This window comes from Sulfitobacter sp. 1A15106 (genome assembly GCF_043556995.1).
GTDB classification, from domain to species: Bacteria; Pseudomonadota; Alphaproteobacteria; order Rhodobacterales; family Rhodobacteraceae; genus Sulfitobacter; species Sulfitobacter faviae.
On record NZ_JBIFFM010000003.1, the window covers coordinates 26,455 to 52,397 of the forward strand.

The 25,943-nt window shown below is 64.6% G+C and carries 21 protein-coding genes; 5 read left to right on the forward strand and 16 right to left on the reverse strand.

Annotated elements, in window-relative coordinates:
* Position 1: 1 nt before the first annotated feature.
* Both ACGYKA_RS05035 and fdhF read right to left on the reverse strand, forming a co-directional pair.
* On the reverse strand, positions 2-1,195 hold the full coding sequence (locus ACGYKA_RS05035; protein ID WP_394408731.1) for a Zn-dependent hydrolase: 1,194 nt from the start codon (positions 1,193-1,195) through the stop codon (positions 2-4).
* Positions 1,196-1,210: 15 nt separating this feature from the next.
* Positions 1,211-3,976 (reverse strand): formate dehydrogenase subunit alpha, encoded by a 2,766-nt coding sequence (fdhF, locus tag ACGYKA_RS05040; protein WP_394408728.1) that lies wholly within the window; start codon positions 3,974-3,976, stop codon positions 1,211-1,213.
* A gap of 173 nt (positions 3,977-4,149) precedes the next feature.
* Here fdhF and ACGYKA_RS05045 point away from each other — a divergent pair, with 173 nt between their 5' ends.
* Genes ACGYKA_RS05045 through ACGYKA_RS05055 form a run of 3 tightly spaced genes read left to right on the forward strand, consistent with a single transcriptional unit; the run spans position 4,150 to position 6,501 of the window.
* A complete protein-coding gene (locus tag ACGYKA_RS05045; RefSeq protein ID WP_209218422.1) occupies positions 4,150-4,800 on the forward strand; it encodes a histidine phosphatase family protein in 651 nt (216 codons plus the stop codon).
* A 25-nt stretch (positions 4,801-4,825) separates the two neighbouring features.
* Complete coding sequence (locus ACGYKA_RS05050; protein ID WP_394408725.1) at positions 4,826-5,449, forward strand: glutathione S-transferase family protein; 624 nt, start codon at positions 4,826-4,828, stop codon at positions 5,447-5,449.
* Entirely contained in the window at positions 5,446-6,501 is a 1,056-nt protein-coding gene (locus tag ACGYKA_RS05055) for a saccharopine dehydrogenase (protein ID WP_394408722.1), read from the forward strand. Before ACGYKA_RS05050 ends, ACGYKA_RS05055 begins: the two co-directional genes overlap by 4 nt.
* Positions 6,502-6,504: 3 nt before the next feature.
* On the opposite strand, the gene ACGYKA_RS05060 is transcribed toward ACGYKA_RS05055, so the two are convergent.
* From ACGYKA_RS05060 to ACGYKA_RS05115, 12 genes are all read right to left on the reverse strand, one after another.
* On the reverse strand, positions 6,505-7,236 hold the full coding sequence (locus ACGYKA_RS05060; RefSeq protein ID WP_394408719.1) for an SDR family NAD(P)-dependent oxidoreductase: 732 nt from the start codon (positions 7,234-7,236) through the stop codon (positions 6,505-6,507).
* The gene (locus ACGYKA_RS05065) at positions 7,233-7,799 is read right to left on the reverse strand and encodes a DUF3833 family protein (protein WP_067267771.1); all 567 of its coding nucleotides are present in this window, start codon (positions 7,797-7,799) and stop codon (positions 7,233-7,235) included. Before ACGYKA_RS05065 ends, ACGYKA_RS05060 begins: the two co-directional genes overlap by 4 nt.
* Positions 7,796-9,031, reverse strand: coding sequence for an MFS transporter (locus tag ACGYKA_RS05070; protein ID WP_394408716.1), 1,236 nt, complete (start codon positions 9,029-9,031; stop codon positions 7,796-7,798). Before ACGYKA_RS05070 ends, ACGYKA_RS05065 begins: the two co-directional genes overlap by 4 nt.
* Positions 9,028-9,816 carry a DUF1365 domain-containing protein gene (locus tag ACGYKA_RS05075; RefSeq protein ID WP_394408713.1) on the reverse strand — a complete coding sequence of 263 codons (789 nt, stop codon included), beginning with the start codon at positions 9,814-9,816 and terminating at the stop codon, positions 9,028-9,030. Before ACGYKA_RS05075 ends, ACGYKA_RS05070 begins: the two co-directional genes overlap by 4 nt.
* Positions 9,813-11,132 (reverse strand): NAD(P)/FAD-dependent oxidoreductase, encoded by a 1,320-nt coding sequence (locus ACGYKA_RS05080; protein WP_394408710.1) that lies wholly within the window; start codon positions 11,130-11,132, stop codon positions 9,813-9,815. Before ACGYKA_RS05080 ends, ACGYKA_RS05075 begins: the two co-directional genes overlap by 4 nt.
* 136 nt (positions 11,133-11,268) lie before the next feature.
* Positions 11,269-12,282, reverse strand: coding sequence for a pyridoxal-phosphate dependent enzyme (locus tag ACGYKA_RS05085; protein ID WP_394408707.1), 1,014 nt, complete (start codon positions 12,280-12,282; stop codon positions 11,269-11,271).
* On the reverse strand, positions 12,283-13,527 hold the full coding sequence (locus tag ACGYKA_RS05090; RefSeq protein ID WP_394408704.1) for a DNA recombination protein RmuC: 1,245 nt from the start codon (positions 13,525-13,527) through the stop codon (positions 12,283-12,285).
* Positions 13,524-15,413 carry a DNA mismatch repair endonuclease MutL gene (mutL, locus tag ACGYKA_RS05095; protein WP_394408701.1) on the reverse strand — a complete coding sequence of 630 codons (1,890 nt, stop codon included), beginning with the start codon at positions 15,411-15,413 and terminating at the stop codon, positions 13,524-13,526. Before mutL ends, ACGYKA_RS05090 begins: the two co-directional genes overlap by 4 nt.
* A gap of 296 nt (positions 15,414-15,709) precedes the next feature.
* Positions 15,710-16,639, reverse strand: coding sequence for a metal ABC transporter permease (locus ACGYKA_RS05100; RefSeq protein ID WP_394408699.1), 930 nt, complete (start codon positions 16,637-16,639; stop codon positions 15,710-15,712).
* Positions 16,636-17,841: a metal ABC transporter permease gene (locus tag ACGYKA_RS05105; protein WP_067266713.1), complete on the reverse strand. Its 1,206-nt coding sequence runs from the start codon at positions 17,839-17,841 to the stop codon at positions 16,636-16,638. Before ACGYKA_RS05105 ends, ACGYKA_RS05100 begins: the two co-directional genes overlap by 4 nt.
* Positions 17,838-18,632: a metal ABC transporter ATP-binding protein gene (locus tag ACGYKA_RS05110; RefSeq protein WP_394408696.1), complete on the reverse strand. Its 795-nt coding sequence runs from the start codon at positions 18,630-18,632 to the stop codon at positions 17,838-17,840. The genes ACGYKA_RS05105 and ACGYKA_RS05110 overlap by 4 nt, the downstream gene beginning before the upstream one ends.
* 3 nt (positions 18,633-18,635) lie before the next feature.
* Entirely contained in the window at positions 18,636-19,625 is a 990-nt protein-coding gene (locus ACGYKA_RS05115; RefSeq protein ID WP_394408693.1) for a metal ABC transporter solute-binding protein, Zn/Mn family, read from the reverse strand.
* Positions 19,626-19,802: 177 nt separating this feature from the next.
* Between ACGYKA_RS05115 and deoC the strand changes: the two genes are divergently transcribed.
* Entirely contained in the window at positions 19,803-20,816 is a 1,014-nt protein-coding gene (gene deoC, locus ACGYKA_RS05120; RefSeq protein ID WP_394408690.1) for a deoxyribose-phosphate aldolase, read from the forward strand.
* 44 nt (positions 20,817-20,860) lie between these two features.
* Positions 20,861-23,206 carry an aldehyde dehydrogenase family protein gene (locus ACGYKA_RS05125; RefSeq protein ID WP_394408688.1) on the forward strand — a complete coding sequence of 782 codons (2,346 nt, stop codon included), beginning with the start codon at positions 20,861-20,863 and terminating at the stop codon, positions 23,204-23,206.
* A 56-nt stretch (positions 23,207-23,262) separates the two neighbouring features.
* On the opposite strand, the gene ACGYKA_RS05130 is transcribed toward ACGYKA_RS05125, so the two are convergent.
* Positions 23,263-24,585, reverse strand: a complete 1,323-nt coding sequence (locus tag ACGYKA_RS05130; RefSeq protein WP_394408685.1) for a M16 family metallopeptidase — start codon at positions 24,583-24,585, stop codon at positions 23,263-23,265.
* A complete protein-coding gene (locus ACGYKA_RS05135; RefSeq protein ID WP_394408810.1) occupies positions 24,582-25,910 on the reverse strand; it encodes a M16 family metallopeptidase in 1,329 nt (442 codons plus the stop codon). Before ACGYKA_RS05135 ends, ACGYKA_RS05130 begins: the two co-directional genes overlap by 4 nt.
* Positions 25,911-25,943: the final 33 nt, after the last annotated feature.

Consider the following 25,943-nt stretch of genomic DNA (forward strand, 5'->3'; position numbering starts at 1 on the left):
TTTAGAGCGCCGAAACGGCCCGCCCCAACACCTCAACCGCTGCGACCAGATCGGCCTCATCCGTGTCCTCCTCGAAGGCATGGCTGATGCCATTGATCGAAGGGGCAAAAAGCATCGCCACCGGCATCAATCGCGCCACATTGGTCGCGTCATGCAAAGCACCAGAGGGCATCCTGCGCCACTTACCGGGGGCTACCACTTCAGCCGCCTCCGCCAGCGCATCGCGCAACCGCGCGTCCATTGCGACAGGCTCCAGCCCTAGCATTGGGCCAAAGGACAGATCCATCCCGCGGCCCTTGGCAACCTCTTCGGCGGTTTCGCGAATGATCTTCTCCATCCGCCCCAGACGGTCGCTATCGCCGTCGCGCCATTGCATGGAGAACACGGCCTTGCCCGGCACGATGGACGAGGCATTGGGGTGCAGGCTGACATGGCCGATGGTCCAGACGGTGCTCGGCGTCACCACATTGCGCAGCCGGTCGTTCAGCAGACTGTTAAACTCCGACACCGCCTGAAAAGCATCGCGCCGCACCGCCATCGGGGTGGTGCCCGCGTGGTTCTGCTGGCCCTCAAAGGTCACCTTCATGTCGCGGATGCCGACGATGTCGCTGACCACGCCGATCTGCTCACCACTGTCATCCAGCGTCGGCCCCTGTTCGATGTGCAACTCGATATAGCCGGTGAATTGCGCGGGATCGACGGGGCCGGTGACCATATCCGCCATCGCGCGGCGCGCCTCGGCCAAGCTGACCCCGGCGTCATCCGTAAAGCCATCGGCTTTGGCCTGATCCAAAGCGCCGGACCAGACCGTCGAACCGGTGGTCACGCCAAAGCGCCCCTCTTCGTCCTGAAAGGACACGACCGAGACCGCAGGCCCTCCGGCCTCACCCGCCGCGCGGGCGACTTCAAGCGCGGCGATCACGCCCAAGGCCCCATCAAGCCAGCCGCCTTCGGGCTGGCTGTCGGAATGCGACCCCAGCAGGATCGACGGGCCGTCAGCAAGCCCAAAAAGGTTGCCCATGGCGTCGACCTCGACCTTCAGCCCCGCATCGCGCATCCGGCCGGCAAGCCATTCGCGCGCCTCCACATCGGCGGCGGAATAGGCCGGGCGCACCACGCCCTTGCCGACACCCGCAGCGCCGATGGCGCGCAGATCGTGCAGGTCTTTCAAGAATCGGGCGGCATCAATCTTCATTCTTCCAAACTTTCCTTACTCGGCGGCGACGGCCCCTTTCGCCGCCTCCACCCTGACGGCAGAGAACTTAAACTCCGGGATCTTGCCATAGGGGTCAACCGCTGGATTTGTCAGGATATTCGCCGCCGCTTCGACATAGGCGAAGGGCAGGAAAACCATGTCGGGCGCCACGGCGCGATCCGCACGGGCCATGATCTCGATACTGCCGCGCTTGGTCGACAGCCGCACATGCTCCCCCGGGGTCACACCAAGGCGGCGCAGGGTCGACGGGTGGAGCGAGCAATTCGCCTCGGGCTCCAGCCCATCTAGCACCTTGGAGCGCCGGGTCATCGAGCCGGTGTGCCAATGTTCCAACTGGCGCCCAGTGGTCAGGATCATCGGATAGGCGTCATCCGGCGCGTCATCCGGCGCCACGATCGCGGCGAGGGTGAATTTGGCGCGGCCTTCGGGCCGGGGAAACCCCTCGCTAAAGACAATGGCCTGCCCGGGATCGTTTTCGCTGAGCGACGGGTAGGTCACCGCATTCTCCTTCGCCAGCCGGTCCCATGTGATATTGTCGAGTGAGGCCATGTTGCGCTTCATCTCGGCAAAGACCTCCACCGGGCTTTCGTAGTCCCAACCCAACCCCAACCGCTTGGCCAGTTCCACCTCGATCCACCAATCCTCGCGCGCGTCTCCGGGCGGCGTCACCGCCGGGCGGCCCATCTGCACCTGCCGGTTGGTGTTGGTCACCGTGCCGGACTTCTCGGCGAAGGCCGAGGCGGGGAGGATCACGTCGGCGTAATTCGCCGTCTCGGTGAGGAAGATGTCCTGCACCACGAGGTGGTCGAGCTTCGCGAGCGCCGCCCGCGCGTGATCGACATCCGGGTCCGACATCGCCGGGTTCTCGCCCAGCACATACATCGCCTTGATGTCGCCCTCGTGCACCGCATCCATGATCTCGGTCACCGTCAGCCCCTTCTCGGCGCTGAAATCACCTGTGCCCCAAACCTCCGTAAAAGCCGAGCGCACGCCGTCGTCGTCCACGGGTTGGTAATCGGGCAGGAACATCGGGATGAGGCCCGCGTCCGAGGCGCCCTGCACGTTGTTCTGTCCGCGCAGCGGATGCAGCCCGGTGCCGGGGCGGCCGACGTGGCCGGTCATCAGCGCCAGCGAAATCAGGCAGCGCGAATTGTCGGTGCCGTGGATATGTTGGCTCACCCCCATGCCCCAGAAAATCATCCCCGCCTTGGCCCCGGCAAAGGTCCGCGCGACGTCGCGCAACACCTCGACCTCAATGCCGCAGACGGCGGCCATGGCGTCGGGGGGGAAGTCCTTCAGATGCGCCTTCTCGGCCTCCCAATTCTCGGTATAGGCTTTGATATATTGTTCGTCATAGAGACCTTCCTCCACGATCACATGCATGATCGCGTTCAGCATCGCTACGTCGGTGCCGGGGCGGAATTGCAGCATATGACTGGCGAAACGCCGCAGCCCCTGCCCGCGCGGGTCCATGATGATAAGCTTGCCGCCGCGCTTGGTGAACTGTTTGAAATAGGTCGCCGCGACGGGGTGGTTCTCCACCGGGTTGGCACCGATCACGATGGCCACATCGGCGTTCTCGATCTCATTGAAGGTGGCGGTGACCGCGCCGCTCCCGACATTCTCCATCAGCGCCGCGACCGAGGAGGCATGGCACAGGCGCGTGCAGTGGTCGACGTTGTTGTGCCCGAACCCCTGCCGGATCATCTTCTGGAACAGATAGGCTTCCTCATTGGTGCATTTGGCACTGCCGAAGCCCGCCACTTCGCGCCCGCGCCCTTTCAGGCCCTTGGCGGCAAAATCCAGCGCCTCGTCCCATGTCACCTCGCGGAACACCTCGTCCCAGTTGCCCGGATCGACGTTCAGTCCCTTGGCGGGGGCATCTTCGCGGCGGATCAGCGGCTTGGTCAGGCGGTGCTCGTGGTGGATGTAGTCGAAGCCAAAGCGCCCCTTGACGCAGAGCCGCCCCTCGTTGGCCGGGCCATTGATCCCCTCGACATATTTGACCTTGTTGTCCTTCACCTTCAGCGAGATCTGGCAGCCCACACCGCAGAAGGGGCAGACGCTAGCGACCTCCTTGTCAAAGTCGGCAGAGTCACCGACCTGCGCCTCGTCGACCACGCTGGCGGGCATCAGCGCGCCGGTGGGACAGGCCTGCACGCATTCGCCGCAGGCCACGCAGGTCGAGGCACCCATGGGATCGTCGATGTCGAAGACCGGATAGGCGTCATGGCCGCGTCCCGCCATGCCGATCACGTCGTTGACCTGCACCTCACGGCAAGCGCGAACGCAAAGGTTGCACTGGATACAGGCGTCGAGGTTCACGCGCATGGCGACATGGCTGTCGTCCAAAAGCGGCACGCGGTCGCGCTCCAACTTGGGAAAACGGCTTTCCTCTACGCCATTCAGCGCCGCCATCTCGCGCATGTGGCTCGACTTGTCATGCGCCACGTCCTGCGCAGGCTGGTCGGCCAGCAGCAGCTCCATCACCATCTTGCGCGCATTCTCGGCCCGGGCGTTGTTGGTGGTGACGACCATCCCCTCGGCAGGTTCGCGGATGCACGACGCCGCCAGCACACGCTCGCCCTCGATCTCAACCATACAGGCGCGGCAATTGCCATCGGGGCGGTAGCCGGGGGCGGGTTTGTGGCACAGATGCGGGATTTTCAAACCCCGACCGTTGGCCACTTCCCAAATGGTCATGCCGGCCTCGGCCTCGACGGTCTGCCCATCAAGCGTGAATGTGATCCTCTCGGCCATGGCTGCCCCCTCCCCTTGGCTATTGCCCAAACTATAGGCAAAATCCGGCGCTTGTCAGGGGCCAATCCCGACACCCCGTCACGGATAAACGCCGCGCCAGTGCATTGCGGCGCATTGCATTGTATGGCCCGACAAGCTGCCCTATCACTTGGGCGAACAGTGAAAGCCATTTGATGTCCCACATTACGCTGATCCGCCACGGCCAAGCCAATTCCACCGCCAAGGACGAGCTGAGCTATGATCAACTCAGCCCGCTTGGCCATGAGCAAGCCGCGTGGCTGGGCGACCATCTGCGCCAGAGCGAGACCTATCACACAAGGCTCTATACCGGCACGTTGACCCGCCATATCGAGACTGCCGAGGGGATGAACACCGGGCTGGAGCCCATCCGCGACGCGCGGTTGAACGAGTTGGAGTATTTCACCCTCGCCAATCTGATGGAGCAGCAGCACAAGGTGCCCTTCCCCCGCGAGGGCGAGTTCGTACACCACCTGCCGCAGGTCTTTGACTATTGGAAAGCGGGCAAACTTGCCGATACGCCTGAAACCTATGAGAGTTTCGAGACGCGGGTGCAATCCGTCCTCGCCGAGATCGCCGAGGGCGAAGGCCCGGCGCTGGTGGTGACCTCGGGCGGGCTGATCTCTCTGGCGATGGCGCAGGCGATGGGCGTCGGGATTCCGGCGATGGCACGGCTGGCGCTGGCGATCATGCATACTTCGATGCACCGGCTCTTTCCCATCGGCGGGCATTGGTCGCCGGTGCTGTTCAACGCGGTGCCGCATCTTGACCGGCCCGACCGCCGCCTTGCACAAACGCATATGTAACCCCTCGCCCGCGAAAGGCTGACCCATGCTGAAACTTCACTACGCCCCCGGCACGATCTCGGTCGCCGTTGCCATCGCCCTCGAAGAAGCGGGACTGGCCTATGAGCCGGTGAAGGTCGATTTCGCCAGCGCCGAACAGACCGCCGCACCCTATCTGGCGCTGAACCCCAAGGGCCGGGTGCCGACCCTCGTGACCGATGCGGGCACCGCCCTGACCGAGACCGGCGCGCTTTTGGACTATGTCGCCGCCCGCGCGCCCGATGCGGGGCTGGTCCCTGCCGACCCTGAACGCGCGGCGCATATGCGCGGGGTGATGTACTACCTCGCCTCGACCATGCATGTGGCCCACGCGCATAAAATGCGCGGCCACCGCTGGGCCGATCAGCAATCCAGCTTTGACGATATGAAAGCCAAGGTGCCACAAACCATGGCCGATTGCGCCGCCTATATCGAGAACCACGCCTTTAGGGGTGACTTCGTGGCGGGCGATGCCCTAACGCTGGCCGATCCCTATCTCTTTGTCGTCTCGGGGTGGCTGGCCGGTGACGGGGTCGACCGTGCGGCCTACCCACGGCTCGACGCCTTCGCCGCCCGGATGGAAGACCGCGGCAGCGTCAAGGCCATGCGCGCGAAAGGATTCTTGGCATGACCCACCTATGGCTCCGCGCCGAGCAGCGCGACAATGAGACCCGCACCGGGCTGACGCCCGAAGGGGCCGCCGCGCTGATCGCATCCGGCATGAAGGTGAGCGTCGAAGACAGCGACAGCCGCGTGATCCCCACCGCCGCCTATGCGCAGGCGGGCTGTGAGATTGTTCCGGCCCATAGCTGGCCCGACGCCCCGCGCGATGCGGTGATCTTTGGCCTGAAGGAACTGCCCGAAGACGGCACGCCCCTGCCGCATACGCACATCATGTTCGGCCATGCCTACAAGGGCCAATCCTCGGGCCACAAACTGTTGCAGCGGTTCAAGGCGGGCGGCGGCACGCTGCTGGATTTGGAGTACCTGACCGATGACACTGGCCGCCGCGTTGCCGCCTTTGGCTATTGGGCGGGTTTCGCGGGGGCAGCCGTTTCTGTCAAATGCCGCGTCGCGCAGCTGCGCGGGGAGATTTGCGGGCCGGTTGCGCCCTACTCTGACGCCGAAGCGCTGAAAGCCGCCTTGACCGAAGAACTTGCCCAAGTCGACGCGAGCGGCGACCGCGCGCTGGTCATCGGGGCCTTGGGCCGGGTGGGCCGCGGGGCGAGCGATCTTTGCGCGGCACTTGGCATCCCCGTCACCGGCTGGGACATGGCAGAGACAGCCCACGGCGGACCCTTCCCCGAGATCCTCGACCACGCCTATTTTTTCAACTGCATCCTTGCGGGGCCGGACACCCCCGCCTTCGTTCGCCCCGATGCCCCTCAGGCCGAGCGCGCCCTGCGCGTGATTGGCGACATCGCCTGCGACCCCGACAGCGCTTTCAACCCGGTGCAGGTCTATGACCGCGCGACCACTTGGGCGGAGCCAGCGCTGCGCGTACATGACGCGCCGCCGCTGGATGTCATGGCCATCGACAACCTGCCATCCATGCTGCCGCGCGAAAGCTCAGAGGATTTCGCGGGCCAGTTGCTGCCGACCCTGCAGGCGCTGCCGGAGACGGATCATGCCGTCTGGCAACGCGCGCGAGATCTGTTCGATCAGCATGTCGCCGAGGTCTGACCTTCAGGAAAAGAACCGGTAGTACAGCCAGTCCGGCAGAAAGCGCCCCAAACGGAACAGCAGTGAGAAGCCGTAAGGGAAATCCAGTTTGAAACTGTCCCTGTTCATATGCTCGAAGACACGGCGCGCGGCGTCTTGCGGCTCCATCAAAAAGGGCATTTTGAAATCGTTCTTGTCGGTCAACTGGGTCTTGATGAAGCCCGGGTTGATCGCCTGCACCTGCACGCCGGTCTTGCGCAGATCGGCATGCATGCATTCCGCCAGCGACAGCGTCGCCGCCTTGGAGGCCGTATAGCCGATGGAGCCGGGCAGCCCGCGATAGGCGGTCAGGCTGGAGGTGATGACGATATGCCCATGATCGCGGGCGACCATCCGCGGCACCACCTGCCCCAAGACGCGCATCAAGCCGGTGAAGTTCACATCGGCCATGGTCACCCCATGTTTCGCGTCCCACTCCTGCGCGCCAAAGGGCCAATAGGCCCCCGCCAGATAGACCAGCCCGTCGATCGGCCCCACATCCTTGGCGGCCTGTGCAACGTCTTCGTCATCGGTCACATCCATGACCCGCACCCGTGCCCGCCCCGGCAGCGCCTGCGCGAGTTCGGTCAGCTTGTCTTCGGACCGGGCAGAGAGGATCACCTCGGCCCCGGTGCGGCTTAGCTGATGCGCCAGCGCCGCGCCAAGCCCGTCGCTCGCGCCCACCAGCCAATAGGTCTTGCCTTGCCAGTCTTTCATCTTTCCTCCGTCGGTCGCAGGGTGGCGACCAATTCTGCTACTTTGATCCCGAACTTCCGAAACTGGCTGCGATTGACGATGGTGCCATCGGGGGTGAGATACATCCAATCGACGGTTTTCAGCACATGGCTGCCCAGTTCCTCGGGCAGTTGGATACGATAGCGCAACTGCAATGTCGGACCAGCCTGAACGCCCTGCCCCACCCCGATCACATCCGGCGCGGTGCTGGTGAAACGGCCATTCTCGCCCAGTGTCACAGTCCATTCGCGCTGCTGACGCGAGCCATCGTTATAGCGAAAACTCTCGGCCACGGTGGCGACATCGCCCTCCCAAGACACGTCGAACTTGGCCGTGAAACTGCTGGTGACCCGACCAAGGGGGCCGAAAATCACGCCCTCGCAGATCATCTCATCGCGCAGATGCAAACGCAGGTCGAAGACGGGGAAGGAATCCACATAGTCGCTGGGCGATTGGCCGTGAAACTCCCCCAACCGGCGGCGCAGGAAGGTGAGCAATAGACCAAGGCCCAGCCCGACAGCGATAAAGATTAGCGGCTCTGTCACGATGTCTCCACGTCTTTTGCACCGGCGAGAAGAGCGATCGCCAGCAATTTCAGGGCGCAAGGTACACCGGCATAGAACCAGATCAACAGGGAGATGGATGTGTCGGAACTGGTTCCCGTTGCGGTCTGCAACCCTGCACCTTCTAGGGCGGGAAGTAGGGCCGCCGCCGCGAAAGCCAAGGTCAGTTTGGACACGAAAGACCAAAGGCCAAAGCCCTCGGCCGCCGAGGGAGAGATCTGCGCCATGCGGCTGGCGAACATGGCAGGCAATAGGGTGAGGTCGGCCCCCAAGACCGCGCCGGAAGCCAGGCAGACCAAGGCGAACAGCACCACATCCCCCGGACCCAGAAACAGCGCCCCGCCGAAAGCGGCGATGCCCAAGGCCATCGCCGCCAAGAGCACCCGGCGCGGGCCGTGGCGTTCGGCCAGCATCCCCCAAAGCGGGGCTGCCGCCGCCGCCGCGATGAAAAACAGCAGCAAGAGCGGCCCCTCCCATCCCGGTGCCTCAAGCGCCAGTTCGACGTAGAAGAGAAACAGGGTCGAGGTCACGGCCACCGGGGCGGCATTGACCAAAGCGATCAGCAACAGCCGCCGCGCCTGCCCGTCGCGCAAGACGGTGCCAAAACCGCCCGCGCCCGGCAGCCCTGTCGCCCGCCACTCCTTGCGCATCGCGACCACGGCCCAGAGCGCCAGAACCGCGAAGCCCACCGCAAATCCGGCAAAGGGCCGGTCCAGCGCCATGCCCAGCAGCAGGGGCGCAACAGAGGCGAGACAGACGCCCAAAAGCGCCCCGGTCTCGCGCCAGCGGGCGAGGGTCAGATGCCCGGCCCCCGGCAGGCTGTCGGCCTTGGCCACCCCTTGGGCATAGAAACAGATTGTCAGAAAGCTGAAGGCCGAGAAGACCAGCGTCAGCATCAGGGCAAACCACAGCACGGGCGCCATCGGCGCGGGCACCGCGAAAAGCCCCAGCATCGCCAGCGCCATCACCGCCCCCGCCACCGTCACCGCCAGCCCGCGTTTGTGGCGCAGCGCTTGCGCCAGCCACCCGAGTGCCGGGTCTTGCACCACGTCCAACAGCCGCAATCCAAAAAGCACAGAGCCAAGCGCCGTCAGCGAAACCCCGTATTCATCGACATAGAACTTCGGCGCGTGAATGTAGATTGGCAGCCCCGCCGCGGCGAGCAATGCGGCGAAAAGCGCGTAGGCTGCCAGCCGGGCCGCGCGCGCCCTCATCGCCCGCCCGCGCCATGGGCCGCATCGCGGGAAACCTCGACCTCAGGCGCCTCGGGGCGGTTGCGGAACCCGGCCCCCTTGAGCCAGAGCTTCAGCGCCTGCCAATGGATCAGCGCCAGCACCCGTCGCGCCCCAAAGGGGCGGCGCAGCAGCGACCAGAGGATACGGCCATTCGTCAGCGGCGCACGCGGCCCGGTCAAGGTGGCGATCAACCCGTTCTCCCCATCCGAGAAATCGATCCAGATGCCGATCCGCTCAGCGCTGATGTCAAAGCGAAAGACATAGCCGCCCGAGATGTCCTGAAAGGGCGAGACATGCATGAGTTTCGCGGCCCGCAAGCGATCCTCGGGCGCGATGGGGCGCAGATCGGGGTAATGGCAAAGATAGGAATGCCGGTCGCCATAGGTATTCGTGACCTCGGCGATCACGGCGATCAGCGCATCATCGGCCCGACGGCAGAGCCAAAAGCTGACCGGGTTGAAGACATGGCCCAGCACCCGCGGCTGTGCCAACAGTTCGATCCGTGCGACCCCGGTGATGTCATGCGCCGCCAAAACCGCGCGCACCCAAGGGGCGCCGCGCCCCTGCCCCGGCGCGCCGCCGTGGTCGCTGTCGTGCAGGCTGGTCACATTCGCACCATTGCGGGCGAAAAGCGCAGGCGCCGCCAGCGCCTCCGCCTCGGCGTCGCAGATCACATAGTCGACCGAATAGCGGAAACGGTTCTCGACCGCGCCCTTGCGGCCATGGAAGGTCTGACCGCGGATATGATCGACCTGCGCCGTCACTCCGCCGCCAAGGGCGCCGCCCGCGCGGCTTGCATCCGTTCGACCACATCCACCGCGCTGGCCAGCCCGTCTTCGTGAAAGCCATTGCGCAGCCACGCCCCGCAGAACCATGTATTATGGCTGCCGTTAAAGGCCCGCACCTCATCCTGCGCGGCCAAGGCGGCAAGGTCATAGACCGGATGGCGCAGGGTCACTTGGTCATAGATCAGTTCTTCGCGGATGGTGCGTTTGGTGTTGAGCGTGACAAAATGCGGATCGTCCTGCGGGATCGGCTGGAGCGAGTTCATCCAATAGGTCAGGTCGATCCGGTCGGACTTCTGCTCGCGGTCCTCGGTATAGACCCACGACGCCCAAGTAGAGCGCCGCTTGGGCATGATGCTGGCGTCAGCGTGTAGCACGATGTCATTGGGTTGGTAGCGGATTGCCCCGAGGGCGCGTTGCTCAGCCTCCGTCGGATCGGCCAGCATCGCCAGCGTGTCATCGGAATGGGTGGCAAAGATCACCTCGTCGAACGCCTCCCACTCCCCGCCATAGGCGCGGACCTCGGCCCCCTGCGCCGTGCGGCGCACCGCCTGCACAGGGCTGTCGGTGCGCAGGTCGACACCTTTGGCGCGCAGGGCACTCTCCAACCGGTCGACATACTGGCGCGAGCCGCCCTTTACCGTGTACCACTGATGCTGGCCGGAATAGTTCAACAGCGCGTGGTTCTCGAAGAAATTGACCATGGCATGGGCGGGGAAATCCATGATCTTTTCCGTCGGGGTGGACCAGATCGCGCCCGACAGGGGCGACAGGTAGAAGTCGCGGAAATATGGCCCGGTGCCCAGCTGGTCGAGAAACTCCGCGATGGTCATCGACGGGTCGCGCGACACCGCCAGCGCGTTCTTGTTGAAATGCAGAATGTCCCGCAGCATCCGCAGGAAAGGCGGGCTGAACATATTGCGTTTCTGGGCGAAGACCGCGTTGAAATTGGTCAGCGCATATTCCAGCCGCCCGCCATCGATCGACGCGCCAAAGCTCATGTTCGAGGGCACGACCGGCACGTCCAATTCCGCAAAGAGCGCCGCAAGATGCGGGTAGTTGGCATAGTTGAACACGATGAACCCGGTATCGACCGGCTGATCGCCATTCTTGCCCGCGATCACCGTCCGCGCATGGCCGCCGATCTTGGCCCCCGCCTCATAGAGCGTGACGCGGTCCGCAGGTGCCAGCATATGCGCCGCCCCCATGCCGGAAATCCCGCCGCCAATCACGGCGACACGCCGACGAAGCGGCTGATGAGGGAGGGTACTATCGTTCAGAGCTTCGAAAGGCATAGGCGTCCTGCTTTGGTCCGGAACTTTGGATATGGGGCACCCACGGGTAAAGGGGAGTTAAAGTTGCAGCGCCCGATAGATTTTCTAGGAAGAATGCACGCAGCACCGCGACCGCGTGCAAAGCCCTTGGAGGGCACTAGGACAGCAGGCTGTCGAGCGCCGCTTGCCCGCGGCTGAGCTGGCCCAAATAGCTGTCGGTGTCGATATTGGCACCGCAGACGATCACGCCAACGCGCCGCCCGGCCAATTGCCCGCGCAGGGGGCCGAGCGCGCCCGCCATCGCGGCCCCGGCGGCAGGTTCCACCGCCAGTTTTGCCGCCTGTTGCAACACCACCATCCCGGCGCAGATCGCATCGTCGCTGACCGTCACCACGTCATCGACATAGACCGCGCAAAGCGCATGGCCGAAAGGCAGCGCCATCGGCGGGGCAAGGCTGTCGGCGATTGTGTTGACCTGAGGGATCGTCACCGGCGCGCCGGAGGCGAGGCTTTGCGACATGCTGTCGGCGCCCTCGGGCTCCACGCCATAGACCCGACAAGCGGGGTTGATCGCCTTGACCGCGGCGGCGACACCGCTGATCAGCCCGCCACCGCCGACCGAGACGACGACCGCGTCCAAATCCGCCACCTGCGCCATCAGTTCCAGCCCCACCCCGGCGGTGCCGAGCGAGGTGTGCAGCCCCTCGAAAGGATGGATAAAGAACCGCCCCTCTTCGCGCACCAACCGCTCGGCCTCGGCAAAGGTCTCTTGCCCGGCGGGTTTCAGGATGACCTCGGCCCCGGTGGCACGGGCGAGGGCGACGCGAAAGGGGTTGGCATTGTCCTGCATCACCACCTTGGCGCTGATGGCAAGCTTGGCCGCGGCCCAGCCTGCGGCAATGGCGTGGTTGCCCGCGCTGGCCGCGGTGATCCCGCGCCCGCGGGTGTCATCGTCAAGCTGTCGCGCCACCGACAGCGCGCCGCGGGCCTTGAAGGTGCCGGTATGCTGGAAACACTCCAGTTTGAGCGCGACCCGCGCGCCGCCCAGCACCTCGTCGACCATGGGAGAGGAGAGCGTCACCACCGGTGTTTGCACGATATCGCCCCGCAACGCGGCGGCCCGCGTCTGCATCGCCTCCAGCGTCATCCCGGTAATGTCCACGTCGTTCATTCAGCCGTTCCCTTCGGGTGTCCTTAGGGGAACAATAGCCTCGGTTTTGGCTTCTGCCAGTTCTTCGAAGTCGAAATTATGCAAGCGCCCCGCGCGTTTGGCGGCTTTTTCGCTGCTGACTTTGATCTCTTCCACGTCCCGCCGCGCTTGGGTGAAATGCCGGTCGAGGTTGCCCACCCGGGTCGCCAGACGTTCTACATCCTTGTTCAGATTGCCCAACTCTTTGCGGATCGCGCCTGCCTGTTCGCGCATCCGCGCGTCCTTCAGGATCGCGCGCATGGTGTTGAGCGTGGCCATGCAGGTGGTCGGGCTGACGATCCAGACGCGTTTCTCAAAGCCTTCGCGCACGAGTTCGGAAAAATTCGCGTGCAACTCGGCATAGACCGCCTCGGAGGGCAGGAACATCAAGGCGCCTTCCGCCGTCTCCCCCTCCAGAATGTATTTGTCGGCGATGGCATTGAGGTGCACCCGCACGGCGGTCTTCATCTGTTGGGCGGCGGCGCGGGTCTCGGCTTCGGTCTTGGCGCGGCGCAGGGCCTCATAGGCTTCCAACGGGAATTTACTGTCGATCACGATCGGCCCGGGCGGGTTGGGCAGATGGATCAGGCAATCGGGCCGCTTGCCGTTGCTGAGCGTGGCTTGCAGCGAATAGCTGTCGCTTGGCAGGGCTTTCGACACGATATCCTGCAACTGGATTTCACCGAAGGATCCGCGCGTTTGCTTGTTGCTGAGGATGTCTTGGAGCGACAGCACGTCGCCCGACAGTTTGGTGATATTATCCTGCGCCTTGTCGATCGAGGCCAGACGCTCCTGCAACTGCGCAAGACTGGAGGTGGTGCGTTTCGACGAGCCGTGCAGCGTCTCGGTCATGCGCTGCTGCATCTCACCCAGCGAACGGGCCGAGCGGGCGGCGTTGTCGGCCAGCCGGTCCTGCATCTGCTGCTGCACATAGGCCAGCCGCGCTTCCATCGTCTGCATCATCTGCGCTTGGGTGTTGCTTTGCGTGTCCGAGACCATTTGCAACCCGCCGCGCAGCTGCTCCTGCCCTTGCCCCAATTGCTGCACATGGCCGCCAAGCACGCGCATCTGCTGCGCCAGGGGGGCGGCCACACGGGCCGAACGGCCTGCGGCACGGACCGCCATGATGAGCAGGATGACGATGAGCAAGAGCAGCCCCGCGCCCGCAAGGGCCAAGAGCGTCACAGGGTCAGACAGGTTCAACGTCGTGCCGCCAAGCTCCATCAAGTGCGCCCGAAGAGCCGTTCGATATCGGCGAGTTTGAGTTCGACATAGGTGGGCCGCCCGTGGTTGCACTGGCCCGAATGCGGCGTCGCCTCCATCTCGCGCAAAAGCGCGTTCATCTCTTCGGCACGCATCCAGCGGCCCGAGCGGATCGAGCCGTGACAAGCCACCCGGCTCAGGATTGCTTCGATCTTGGCCTGAACGATGTTGCTGCTCTCGCCCTCGGCCAATTCATCGAGCACGTCGAGGATGAGCGCACGCGCGTTGACGGTGCCGAGGATCGCAGGCGTCTCGCGCACCGCGATGGCGCTGCCGCCGAAGGCTTCGATGCCAAGGCCGAGTTTCGCCAGTTCCTCCGCCAGTTCCAGCAGCCGCGCGCAGTCATTGGCGGAAAGTTCGACGATCTCGGGGATCAGCAACGCTTGGGCCGCGACGCCGTTCTCGTTCATCTGCCGTTTGAGTTTCTCATAGACCAGCCGCTCATGCGCCGCATGCTGATCGACGATGACCATGCCATTGGCGGTCTGGGCGATGATGTAATTTTCGTGCACCTGCCCGCGCGCGGTGCCCAAGGGGTAATCGGGGGCGGGCGCGGCCTCTTCCGCTTCGGGGGCGGCGGCGTGGCTCGGCGCGGGGGTCTCGGGCAGCGGCGTGCCCTCCACCCGGCCCCAAACGCCTGCGGTCTCGGCAAAGCCGGGGGCCTGCGCCTGATAGGCGGCCTCCCGTGCGGCGGGGCTGGGGCGGTCCATGCCGGCGCGGTCCATCTGGTAGACCCACGCGCCCTGCGGCTCGGGCTGCATCGCGCCCAAGGTGGCCTGCGCCACGGTGGTCGAGGCGCGGTGGCCCGCTTCGGCCAGCGCGTGGCGCAGTGCCGAGACGATCAGCCCGCGCGCCAACCCCGGATCGCGAAAGCGCACTTCGGATTTCGCGGGATGCACGTTTACATCGACCAGCGTTGGCGGGCATTCCACGAAAAGCGCCGCCGCCGGGTGACGGTCGCGGCTGAGGAAATCGAAATAGGCGCCGCGCAGGGCGCCCGTCAGCAGCTTGTCCCGCACCGGGCGGCCATTCACGAAGAGATATTGCGCCACGGCAGAGCCGCGCGAGTAGGTCGGCAGGGCAGCGAAACCGGTCAGATGCAGCCCCTCGCGCATCGCATCAATAGGCAGGGCATTCTCGGCAAACTCCCGGCCCAGCACCTGCGCCAGACGCCCATGCAGCGCGTCGAAAAGATCGCCCTGCTCGGCCTCGGCGCGGAACACATCGCGGCCCTTGCCGTCACCCGACACATCACGCAGCACGAAACGCACAAAGGGCTCGGCCATGGCGAGCCGTTTGATGACATCGCCAATCGCCTGCGCCTCGGCCCGGTCGGTGCGCAGAAACTTGAGCCGCGCGGGCGTGGCGAAGAACAGATCGCGCAGGGTGACGATCGTGCCGCTGTTAAGTGCGGCGGGGCGCACCTCCCCCATGCGGCCCCCGTCGACGGTGATCTCGGCCCCGTCAAACCCAGACGCACGACTGGTGATGGTCAAACGCCCGACGGCTCCGAGCGACGGCAGCGCCTCGCCGCGAAAACCGAAAGTGTGAATATCCAGCAGGTCGGAGCCGTCGATTTTAGAGGTCGCATGACGCGATAGGGCCAGCGGCAAATCTTCGGGCGCGATGCCGCAGCCATCGTCCGTCACCCGGATCATCGTCTTGCCGCCATCGGCATATTCCACGGTGATCCGCCGCGCGCCCGCGTCGATGGCGTTCTCGACCAATTCCTTGACCGCCGAAGCGGGCCGTTCGACCACCTCGCCAGCGGCGATGCGGTTGATCGCGGAATCGTCCAATTGACGGATGACGGGGCGAACTTCGCTTATATTGGGGGTCGGGCTGGGCATACCGCAAGACCTAGCATGGCGGCTTTTGATTCTGCCAGATGTGAATGCGTCTATGAGAGCCGGGTATCAGAGGTTCTGGGCAAAGTCAGCGGACCGCCGCCAAAGGTGGGGCGATCCGCTGCTGGGTCGGCTACTCGGCGCACTGGTGCTTTTGTTATTCCGGTCTTATCAGAGCGGCGGGCGACCCGGGTACAAGTCGTCTCCGGCGGAGCTTGCCACCTGTATAGACGCAGGACGAATCACAGGTCAAAGCAAAAGCGAATCAGTCGCCGATAAAACGAATCGTTGCGATTCGGTTAAGCGGTAGGCGCGGCGGCCCCTCTATGCCGATGCGGCCCCATCACTGCCGCGGCGCCAAGGATCAGCCCCGAGACGGTCGCGATCATCCCCGCCGCCGAGACCGAATCCCGCAGCCCGATCCACAGCGGCCCGTAACCTGCCAAGACATAGCCTAAAATCGCGGCCACGGTGGCAAAACCCACCGACCATGCGATCTGATGCTCCAGGCGGTTGGTCATCATCCGCGCGGCAGCGGGCGGGCAGATGAACATGGCGATCACGATGATGCTGCCCACCGCGTCAAAGGCAGCCACGGCGGCAATGGCGGCGACGATCACCAGCCCAAGGCCCAAAGGCCCGGTCTTCATCCCGATGGTGCGGGCAAAGCCTTCGTCGAATGTGCTGATCTTGAGCGGACGCCAGAACACCGCCGTGAAAAGCGCAACGAAAAGAAACGTAATCGCCATGCGCGGCAGCTCCACCGGGATGGTCGCCAGCGCCTCAGGGTCGAGCAGCGACCCCCAGCCGGTCGCATCCAGCCAGATCAGGCTTTCGAGGTTGCCATAAAGCGCATGTTCCACGTCGAGGTGCACATTGCTGGTGTCGGATTGTTCCAGCAGCAGCACGCCGCCCGCGAACATCGCGGTAAAGACAACGCCCATGGCCGCGCCGGATTCGATCTTGCCCAAACGCCGCACGCCTTCGATGGCCAGCACGGCAACCAGCGCTGCGCCCGCCGCGCCCAGCAGCATCGGCCAAGTGCTGACCACACCGGTCAGCAGGAACGCCACGACGATCCCCGGCAGCACCACATGGCTGATCGCATCGCCGATCAACGCTTGGCGGCGCAGGACAAGGAAGTTCCCCGGCAAGGCGCAGGCCACCGCCACGAAGATGCCCGTCAGCATCGGCACCAAAGACAGGGGGACAAATTCGGAACCGTTCATGCCATCACCCCGCCGCGCATGTCGATGCGGCTGTCGATTTCGCGGATTTGGTCGGCGGTCAGCACTGTCTCGATGGGGGTCAGACCGTCATATTGCTGGGCCGCCGCCTCGTAAGCCGGATCGCGGCGGATCAGTTGCCAGCGGGTTTCATCGCGCAGCGCCTTGGCCGCGCGGCCCCGGCCCGCCTTGGTGGCGACCCCATCGGGCAGGGCGTAGCCCTCGGCCCGCAGCAGGCGCAGGGTGAGTTGTTCGTAGATCGGCTGCCCATGAGCCAACGCCAAGAGCCCCTGCCGCAGATGGACCCGACGCTGATAGCGCCGGTGCCGCAGTAGCGCCGACAGCGCCCCGCGCCCCGGTGCCAACAGCAGCGACAGCGCAAAGAGCGCGAAGCCCACCAGAACAATGATCGGCCCCGTCGGCAGGTTCGGCTGCGCCGCTGACAGCGCCGCGCCGATATAGGCCGCAATGCCGCCGAGCGCGCCCGAGATCAGTACCACATGGTCGGTCCGCTCGCTCCAGAACCGGGCTGTCACGGGCGGGATGATCAGCAGCGCTACGATCAGGATCAGCCCCACGATCTTGAGCCCGACCACCGTCACGGCCAGCACCAGCCCCATCATCGCCAGATCCGTGCGCGGCACGTTCTGCCCGATGGCGGTGCCATATTCGGGATCGAAAGAGGCCAGCGTCAGCGGGCGGCGCAAGAGCAGCACCAGCGCCAGCGTCAGCGCCGCCGCCACGGCGATGATCAGCGCATCGCTGCGCAGCATCCCGGCGGTGGAGCCGAGCAAAAAATCTTCCAACCCCGCCTGTCGCCCTGCGCTCATGGTCTGGATCACCGTGAGCAGCACGATGCCAAGGCCAAAGAAAACCGACAGGACCGAGCCGATCGCCGCATCCTCGGCCAATCGCGTGCGGTTGCTGAGCCATGAGACCAAGAGCAGCCCCACCCCCGCCGACAGCGCGGCCCCCAGCAGCAGACCGATCAAATTGCGCCCGTCACCGCCAAGCGCGACCATCACCATAAAGGCCAGCGCCACGCCGGGCAGGGTCGCATGCGAGATCGCATCGCTCACCAACGCCCGTTTGCGCAGAAACAAGAAGGTGCCACCAACGCCTGCCGCCATGCCCAAAAGCGTGGCCCCCAGCGTTACCAGCGTGGCGTTGTAGCCCAATTGCAGTGTCAGCGCGTCCCAGATCATGACAGTTGCAAAGCATCCATCTGCGCGCCCGCCAAACGCCCGCCATAGGCGTCTTGCAGATGGTTGGACTTGAAGACCTCAGCGACACTGCCTTCGGCCACGCGGTGGGTGTTGATCAGGAAGACATTGTCGAAATACTCAGGCACCGTGGACAGATCATGATGCACGGCGACGACCGTCTTGCCCGCATCCCGCAGGGATTTCAGCACAGCGATGATCGCCTTTTCCGTCGCCGCATCGACCCCGGCAAAGGGTTCGTCGAGCAGGTAGAGATCCGCATCCTGCGCCAAGGCCCGCGCAAGGAACACCCGCTGCTGCTGGCCGCCCGAGAGTTGGCCGATCTGGCGGGTGGCGAAATCCTCCATCCCGACGCGGGCCAGACAATCGGCGGCGCGGGCGCGGTGCACGGGGCGGATGCGGCCCAGAAGGCCCAGTTGCGGGTAAAGCCCCATCAGCACCACGTCGATCACGCGGGTCGGGAAGTCCCAATCCACGCTCGCGCGCTGCGGCACATAGGCGATGCGGTGGCGCTGCTCGGCCACCGGCTTGCCATAGACGGTGGCGGTGCCCGCCAGCGGGGTAAGGATGCCCAAAGCGGCCTTGAGCAGCGTCGATTTCCCCGCCCCGTTCGGCCCGATGATCGCGGTCATCTTGCCCGGCTCGACGGTCATATCGACCGAAAAGACCGCAGGCTTCTGCCCGTAGGAGACAGTCATGCCCCGCACCGCAAGCGGGCTGTCGGCGCGCGATGTCGGCGCGGTTTCGCGACTACTGGCGAGTTCGAGTGTCATAGATCAGCTTCCCTGTACCAGCTTGCCGTTCATCCCGCCCGCATCCACCGGCGCGCCAAGCGCGCGGGCGATGGTGGTGACGTTGTGATCGATCATACCGATATAAGTGCCCTCATAGCTGCCGGGTTCCCCCATGGCGTCACTATAGAGCGACCCGCCGATCACGACCTCATGGCCGCGCGCCGCCGCGCCTTCGACCAGTGCGCGCATGTTACGGTCGGACACCGAGGTTTCGACGAAAACCGCGCCAATCTCGCGTTCGACCAGCTCATCGACCAGCGAAGAGATGCGGTTGAGCCCTGCCTCGCTGTTGGTCGAGATGCCTTGAATGCCGATCACTTCGAACCCAAAGGCGCGCCCGAAGTAGCTAAAGGCATCATGCGCCGTGACCAAGACACGCTGGCCTTCGGGCACCTGCGCCACGGTCTCGGCGGCATAGGCGGCGAGTTGGTCCAGTTCCGCGCGGTAGGTCTTGGCATTCGCGGCAAAGGTCTCGGCCCCCGCCGGGTGCGCCTTGGTCAATGCGCGGGTGACTTCATCGACGACGGCGATCCATGTGTTGGGGTCCATCCAGACATGCGGGTCATAGCGGCCCTCGTAATCCGGGTGGCTGAGCAAACCATCCTTGGGCAGCGCATCGGCCACGGCGATCACGGCGCGTTTGCGGCCCAGATCTTCAAAGAACCGCTCCATCTGCGCCTCAAGGTAAAGGCCGTGCCAGAGCACCAGATCGGCCCGGGTCAGCGCCACGATGTCGCTGCGTGTCTGGCGGTAGCTGTGCGGATCGACGCCCGACCCCATGAGCGAGCGGACCTCCACCAGATCGCCACCGATCCGCCGGGCGGCGTCAGCGATCATGCCGGTGGTCGCAACGACGTTGAGCTTTGGCGCGGCAAAGGCAGCGGGCGCGGCCCCGAGCAGGGCAAAAGCGCTCAGGCTGCCGATCAAAGCGGTGCGGCGCGACGGGCGAAACGGATCAGATGCATGTGTCATGGGGGTATTAGTGAGAACGATTCTCAATTAAGTCAACAGTTGAGAATGGTTCTCATTAACAATTTCCACATTTCGCCTGTTTTTCAGGCATCCGACCGGTGACGCGGGGTTAGCGTCGCTTGCTTTGGCCCCTGCCCCATGCCATTTTGCGCGCCTGACCAAACCGGAGAGACCCCGATGGCCCGCCAGACGACCCCGCAGCACCGTGAGACAGAGACCGACGCGCCGGGCCATCTGCCCCAGGTCACCGAACCCCGCGTCGAACCGATGCCGCTCGATATGGATTGGCTGCGCTCGGTGCAGGCGAATACCTCGGCGATCGAGCGCCGCGCCGCAGCCCTGCCCGCGCGGCGTTCGCTGAAAAAGGACCACCAAGCCGCGTGGCTGCTGCGCGCGGTGACCTGTATCGACCTGACGACCCTTTCGGGCGACGACACCGCACGCCGGGTCGAGCGGCTTTGCGCCAAGGCGCGGCAACCGATTGCGCCCGATCTGCTCGAGGCGCTTGGCATGGCGCCGATCACCACCGGCGCGGTCTGCGTCTATCACGAGATGATCCCTGCCGCGCGCCGCGCGCTGGAGGGGACGAACATCCCCATCGCCGCCGTCTCAACCGGCTTCCCGGCGGGGCTGTCGCCCTTGGAACTGCGCATTCGCGAGATCGAAATGAGCGTCGAGGCCGGTGCGAGCGAGATCGACATCGTGATCTCGCGCCGTCATGTGCTCTCGGGCGACTGGCAGGCGCTTTACGATGAAATGCGCGCCTTCCGCGAAGCCTGCGGCGAGGCCCATGTGAAGGCGATCCTCGCCACCGGCGAATTGGGATCGCTGCGCAATGTGGCGCGCGCGTCGCTGGTTTGCATGATGGCCGGGGCCGATTTCATCAAAACCTCGACCGGCAAGGAAAGCGTCAACGCCACCCTGCCCGTCAGCCTCGTGATGATCCGCGCGATCCGTGAGTATTACGCGCGCACCGGGGTGCGGGTAGGCTATAAGCCCGCGGGCGGCATCTCGAAGGCCAAGGATGCGATCACCTATCTGGCGCTGATGAAGGAAGAGCTGGGCGACCGTTGGTTGCAGCCTGACCTGTTCCGCTTTGGGGCGTCCTCGCTCTTGGGCGATATCGAGCGGCAATTGGAGCATCATGTGACCGGCAACTATTCGGCGGCTTACCGCCACGCGACCGCCTGAGCCCGTTGCAGGCTGCGGGAAGGTATTTGGAAAAGGATGAAGGCATGAGCGTGTCCGACATATTCGAAAGCATGGAATACGGGCCAGCCCCGGAATCGGCGGCAGATGCGCTGGCGTGGATCGTCGATCAGGGCGGGCGGTTTGGCCATTTCATCGATGGCGCCTTCACCGCGCCGGGGGCGGGGTTTGACAGCACGAACCCGGCGACGGGTGAGGTCTTGGCCAGTCTCACGCAGGCGTCGCAGGGCGATGTGGATGCCGCCGTAAAGGCGGCGCGCAAAGCGCAGCCCAAGTGGGAGAAGCTGGGCGGCCATGGCCGGGCGCGGCATATCTATGCGCTGGCGCGTTTGTTGCAAAAACACGCGCGGCTGTTTGCGGTCTTGGAGGTTTTGGACAACGGCAAGCCCATTCGCGAGGCGCGCGATATCGACGTGCCCTTGGCGCAGCGGCATTTCTATTATCACGCGGGCATGGCGCAGTTAATGGAGAGCGAACTGCCCGATGTGCAGGCGCTTGGGGTTTGCGGGCAGATCATCCCGTGGAACTTCCCCCTGCTGATGCTGGCGTGGAAGATCGCGCCCGCGCTGGCGATGGGAAATACCGTGGTATTGAAACCTGCGGAATACACCTCGCTGACCGCGCTTTTGTTTGCCGATATCTGCCGTCAGGCCGGGCTGCCCAAGGGTGTGGTCAACATCGTGACGGGCGATGGTACCGTGGGCGAGATGATCGTCGGCCATGACGATATCGACAAGATCGCCTTTACCGGCTCCACCGCCGTAGGCCGCCGCATTCGCGAGGTGACGGCGGGGTCCGGCAAGGCGCTGACCTTGGAGCTGGGTGGCAAATCGCCTTACATCGTTTTCGATGATGCCGATCTGGACAGCGCCGTCGAAGGGCTGGTCGATGCGATCTGGTTCAATCAGGGTCAGGTCTGCTGTGCCGGGTCGCGCTTGCTGGTGCATGAGCCGGTCGCGGATCGGTTCTATGCCAAGCTGCGCGCGCGGATGGAGAAGCTGCGCATCGGCGATCCCTTGGACAAAAGCATCGACGTGGGCGCGCTGGTCGACCCGGTGCAATACAAGCGCGTGAGCGAGATGGTCGAGGCCAATACCGCCGGTGAGCGTTTCATGGCGCCGGGGGCGATGCCTGAGAATGGCTGTTTCTATCCGCCCACCCTGATCACCGGGCTGAACCCTGCGGATCGGCTGATGCAGGAAGAGATTTTTGGGCCTGTGCTGGTCTCCACCACCTTCCGCACGCCCGGCGAGGCGGTGCAGCTGGCCAACAACACGCGCTACGGTCTGGCGGCGACGGTCTGGACCGAGAATGTGAACCTCGCCCTCGACATCGCACCGAAGCTGGAGACCGGGATCGTTTGGGTCAATGGCACCAATATGATGGATGCCGCAGCCGGTTTCGGCGGCAAGCGCGAAAGCGGCTTTGGCCGCGAGGGCGGTTGGGAAGGTCTGGCGGGCTATACCAAGCCCAAGACGGCGCGGAAGCCTTTGAAGGAGATCGAAGCTTTCTCAGGTGAGGGCGCGCCGGAGGACGGGATCGACCGGACTGCGAAGCTCTATATCGGTGGCAAGCAGGCGCGGCCCGATGGGGGCTATTCCGCGCCGGTCTGGGGCAAATCCGGCGGGCTGTTGGGGCATGTGAGCCTCGCCAATCGCAAGGACCTGCGCAATGCAGTCGAGGCGGCGCATGCGGCGAAGGGCTGGTCGAAAACCACCGGCCATCTGCGGGCGCAGATCCTGTACTACATTGCCGAGAACCTTTCGGCACGGGGCGATGAATTCGCAGCACGTCTCGATGCGATGCAGGGCACAAAGACGGGCCATAGGGAGGTCGATGCGGCCATTGACCGGCTTTTCACCTATGCCGCTTGGGCCGACAAATACGACGGTCAGGTGCACGGCGTGCCGATCCGTGGCGTGGCGCTGGCGATGAAGGAACCCGTGGGTGTGATCGGCGCGCTTTGTCCTGCCGAGGCGCCTTTGCTGGGACTGATCTCTTGCATGGCCCCCGCCATCGCCATGGGCAACCGGGTGATCCTTTCGGCCTCCGAACCCTTCCCGCTGGCGGCGACGGACTTCGTTCAGGTGCTTGAGACATCGGACGTGCCCGCGGGCGTGGTGAATATCCTGACCGGGCCGCAGGCGGATTTGGCCGAGGCGATGGCGCGTCATATGGATGTGGATGCGGTCTGGTCCTTCGGCGCCGCGGCGCTTTCCGGCATTGTGGAGAAAGGGGCCGCGAGCAACATCAAACGCAGCTGGGTCAACCACGGCACGGCGCGGGATTGGTTCGGGGCCGAGGGCGCGGGGCGCGACTTCCTGCAGGCCGCGACCGAGGTCAAGAACATCTGGGTGCCTTACGGCGAATAACGCCCACCGCCCGGCCTATGCAGAAGCGCCGCCCCCTTTCGGGAGCGGCGCTTTTTTCATTCCTGCGCTGTGTCTGCGGCCTCTAGCCCTTCGGGCTGGCCGACGACAACGAAATGCAGGTTCTCGGGCTCCAACAGCTCGGCGGCGACGCGTTTGACGTCTTCGAGCGTGACCGCCTCGACCCTGTCGTTGCGGGTGGCGATATAGTCGGTCGGCAGGCCCAGCATCTGCATCCCGACGAGGATGTTGGCGATGGGCGTATTCCCATCGAAGCGCAGCGGATAGGCGCCGGTGATATAGGTTTTGGCGGCCTCCAGTTCCTCTTGCGTGATGCCTTCGGCGGCGGCCTTGGCCCATTCGGCGCGGATCACCTCAATCGCTTCGGCGATGCGGTCATTGGACGAGCTGACGGAGCCGAGATAGGTCTCGGCCAGATCACGCGGGGCGAGGTAGGAATAGACGCCGTAGGTCAGGCCACGTTTCTCGCGCACCTCGGTCATCAGCCGGGATTCGAAACCGCCGCCGCCGAGGACATGGTTCAGCACCGTCGCGGTGAACCAATCGGGATCGTCCTGCGCGAGGCCGGGCTGACCAAAGAGCGCGACGGACTGCGGCGTCGCGAAATCGACCACCGTGGTGCCACTGGGGATATCGACCTCGGCCCGGGGCGGCATCGGCGCACCTTCGGCGGGCAGCCCCCCCAAGAGCTTGTCGAGCATCTGGCCCAATTCCTCGGGCGTGATGTCGCCCACCGCGCCGACGATGATGCGGTCCCGCGCCAGCACCGCGCGATGCGCGGCGAGCAGATCGTCACGGGTCAGGCCCGCGACGCTTTCCAACGTGCCATTCAGCGAACTGCCATAGGGGTGATCCCCAAAGGCGATCCGGTCAAAGGTCTGTTGGGCGATTTTGTTGGGGTCTTTCTGGTTCGACTGGATGTTCGAAATCACTTGGCCGCGCACCCGCTCAATGGCATCTTCGTCAAAACGCGGCTCCTGAAGGGCTGCGCGCAGAAGGTCGATCGAGGGCGCGCGGTTCTCGGTCAGGAAACGTGCGGACACGGAAAGCGCATCGTCCGAGACATCAAAGCTGAGGTTCGTGGCCAGTACTTCGGTCGCGCGGCTGAAGGCGCGGGCGTCCATCTCGCCTGCCCCTTCTTCCAAGAGGCCGGTCATCAGGTTGATCGCGCCGCGTTTGCCGGGGGCATCGAGAGACGCGCCGCCACGGAAACGGATTTCCAATGCCACGAAGGGGATCGAAGGCTCCTCAACCAACCAAGCGGTGATGCCGCCGGGGCTGGTCACCTCTTGAATATCGACCTCGGCACGGGCGGGGAGTGCGGCAATTACCGTCAGGATCAGGGCGTAGATCAGTCTCATTGCGCGTCCTCCTTCATCAGCCAGCCGGTGACCGATGCGCGTTTGTCGAACAGGTCGCGGGCGGCCTGCATGATGTCCTCGGCGGTGACGGCCTGGAGCACATCGGGCCATGCCTGCACGTCTTCGACCGTGAGGCCGATGGCGAGGGCCGAACCATAGCGGTGCGCCACGCGGTCCGCGTCGTCGCGGGCGTAGATTTGATCGGCACGCAACTGCGCCTTGAGACGTTCGAGGTGTTCCGGGTCGACACCGGTCTCCATAAACTGCGCGAGCGCCTCGTCCAGCGCCTCTTCGGCCTGTTGCAGGCTGACGCCGGGCACGGGCAGCACGACAAGGTCAAAGGTCGTGTCGTCCAGCGTGTCGGCCTTGTAGAAGGCGCCGGTGTAATTGGCGATTGGCGTGTCGAATTGCAGTTTCTCGGCAAGGTAGGACGTGGTGCCGCCGCCCAGCAATTCGCTAAGCAGCAAGAGCGCCGCCGCTTCCTCCTGTTCGCCGCTGTCGCGTTCCTGCGCAAGGTAGGAGCGGCGGACATAGGGCTGGGCCACGCGAGCGTCTTTGTAGATCAACCGACGCTCGGCGATCTGGGGCGGCTCTTCGGTGCGCAGACGTTCCGGCAAGGCGGGGTTGGCGGGGATTTGGCCATAAGTGGCCTCGGCCAGTTCGCGCACTTCTTCGGGCAACACATCGCCCGAGACCACGAGGATCGCGTTATTGGGCGAGTAGTAGAGTTCATAGAACGACAGCGCATCTTCGAGGTCCAACTCCTCCATCTCATGTTTCCAGCCGATGATCGGCACGCCGTAGCGGTGGTTGAGATATTGCGCGGCGTTGATTTGTTCGCTGAACAGCGCGGCGGGGTTATTCTCGGTCCGCTGGTTGCGTTCTTCGAGGATCACATCGCGTTCGGTTTCGATGTTTTCGGGGGTCAAACGGATGTTCTTCATCCGGTCGGCCTCCATCTCCATCATCAGGCCAAGGCGGTCCGCCGCGACGCGCTGGTAATAGGCGGTGTAATCGTAGCTGGTGAAAGCGTTGTCGCGCCCGCCGTTGGCCGCCACCGTGGCGGAAAATTCGCCCGCTTCCAGCTTATCGGTGGCCTTGAACAGCAAATGCTCAAGGAAATGCGCCACGCCGGAGGCGCCTTTGGGCTCATCCGCCGAACCTGCGCGGTACCAGACCATCTGCTGCACGACCGGGGCGCGGTGGTCTTCGACGACCACGACCTCCATGCCGTTATCAAGGGTGAAATGGGTGACCGCTTCGTTCTCGGTCTGCCCCGCCTGCGCGGCGGGGGCTGTGAAAAGCGTTGCCACCAGGGCCGCCATCATAGGCAGTCGGATCATTGCTTACCTCGAAAT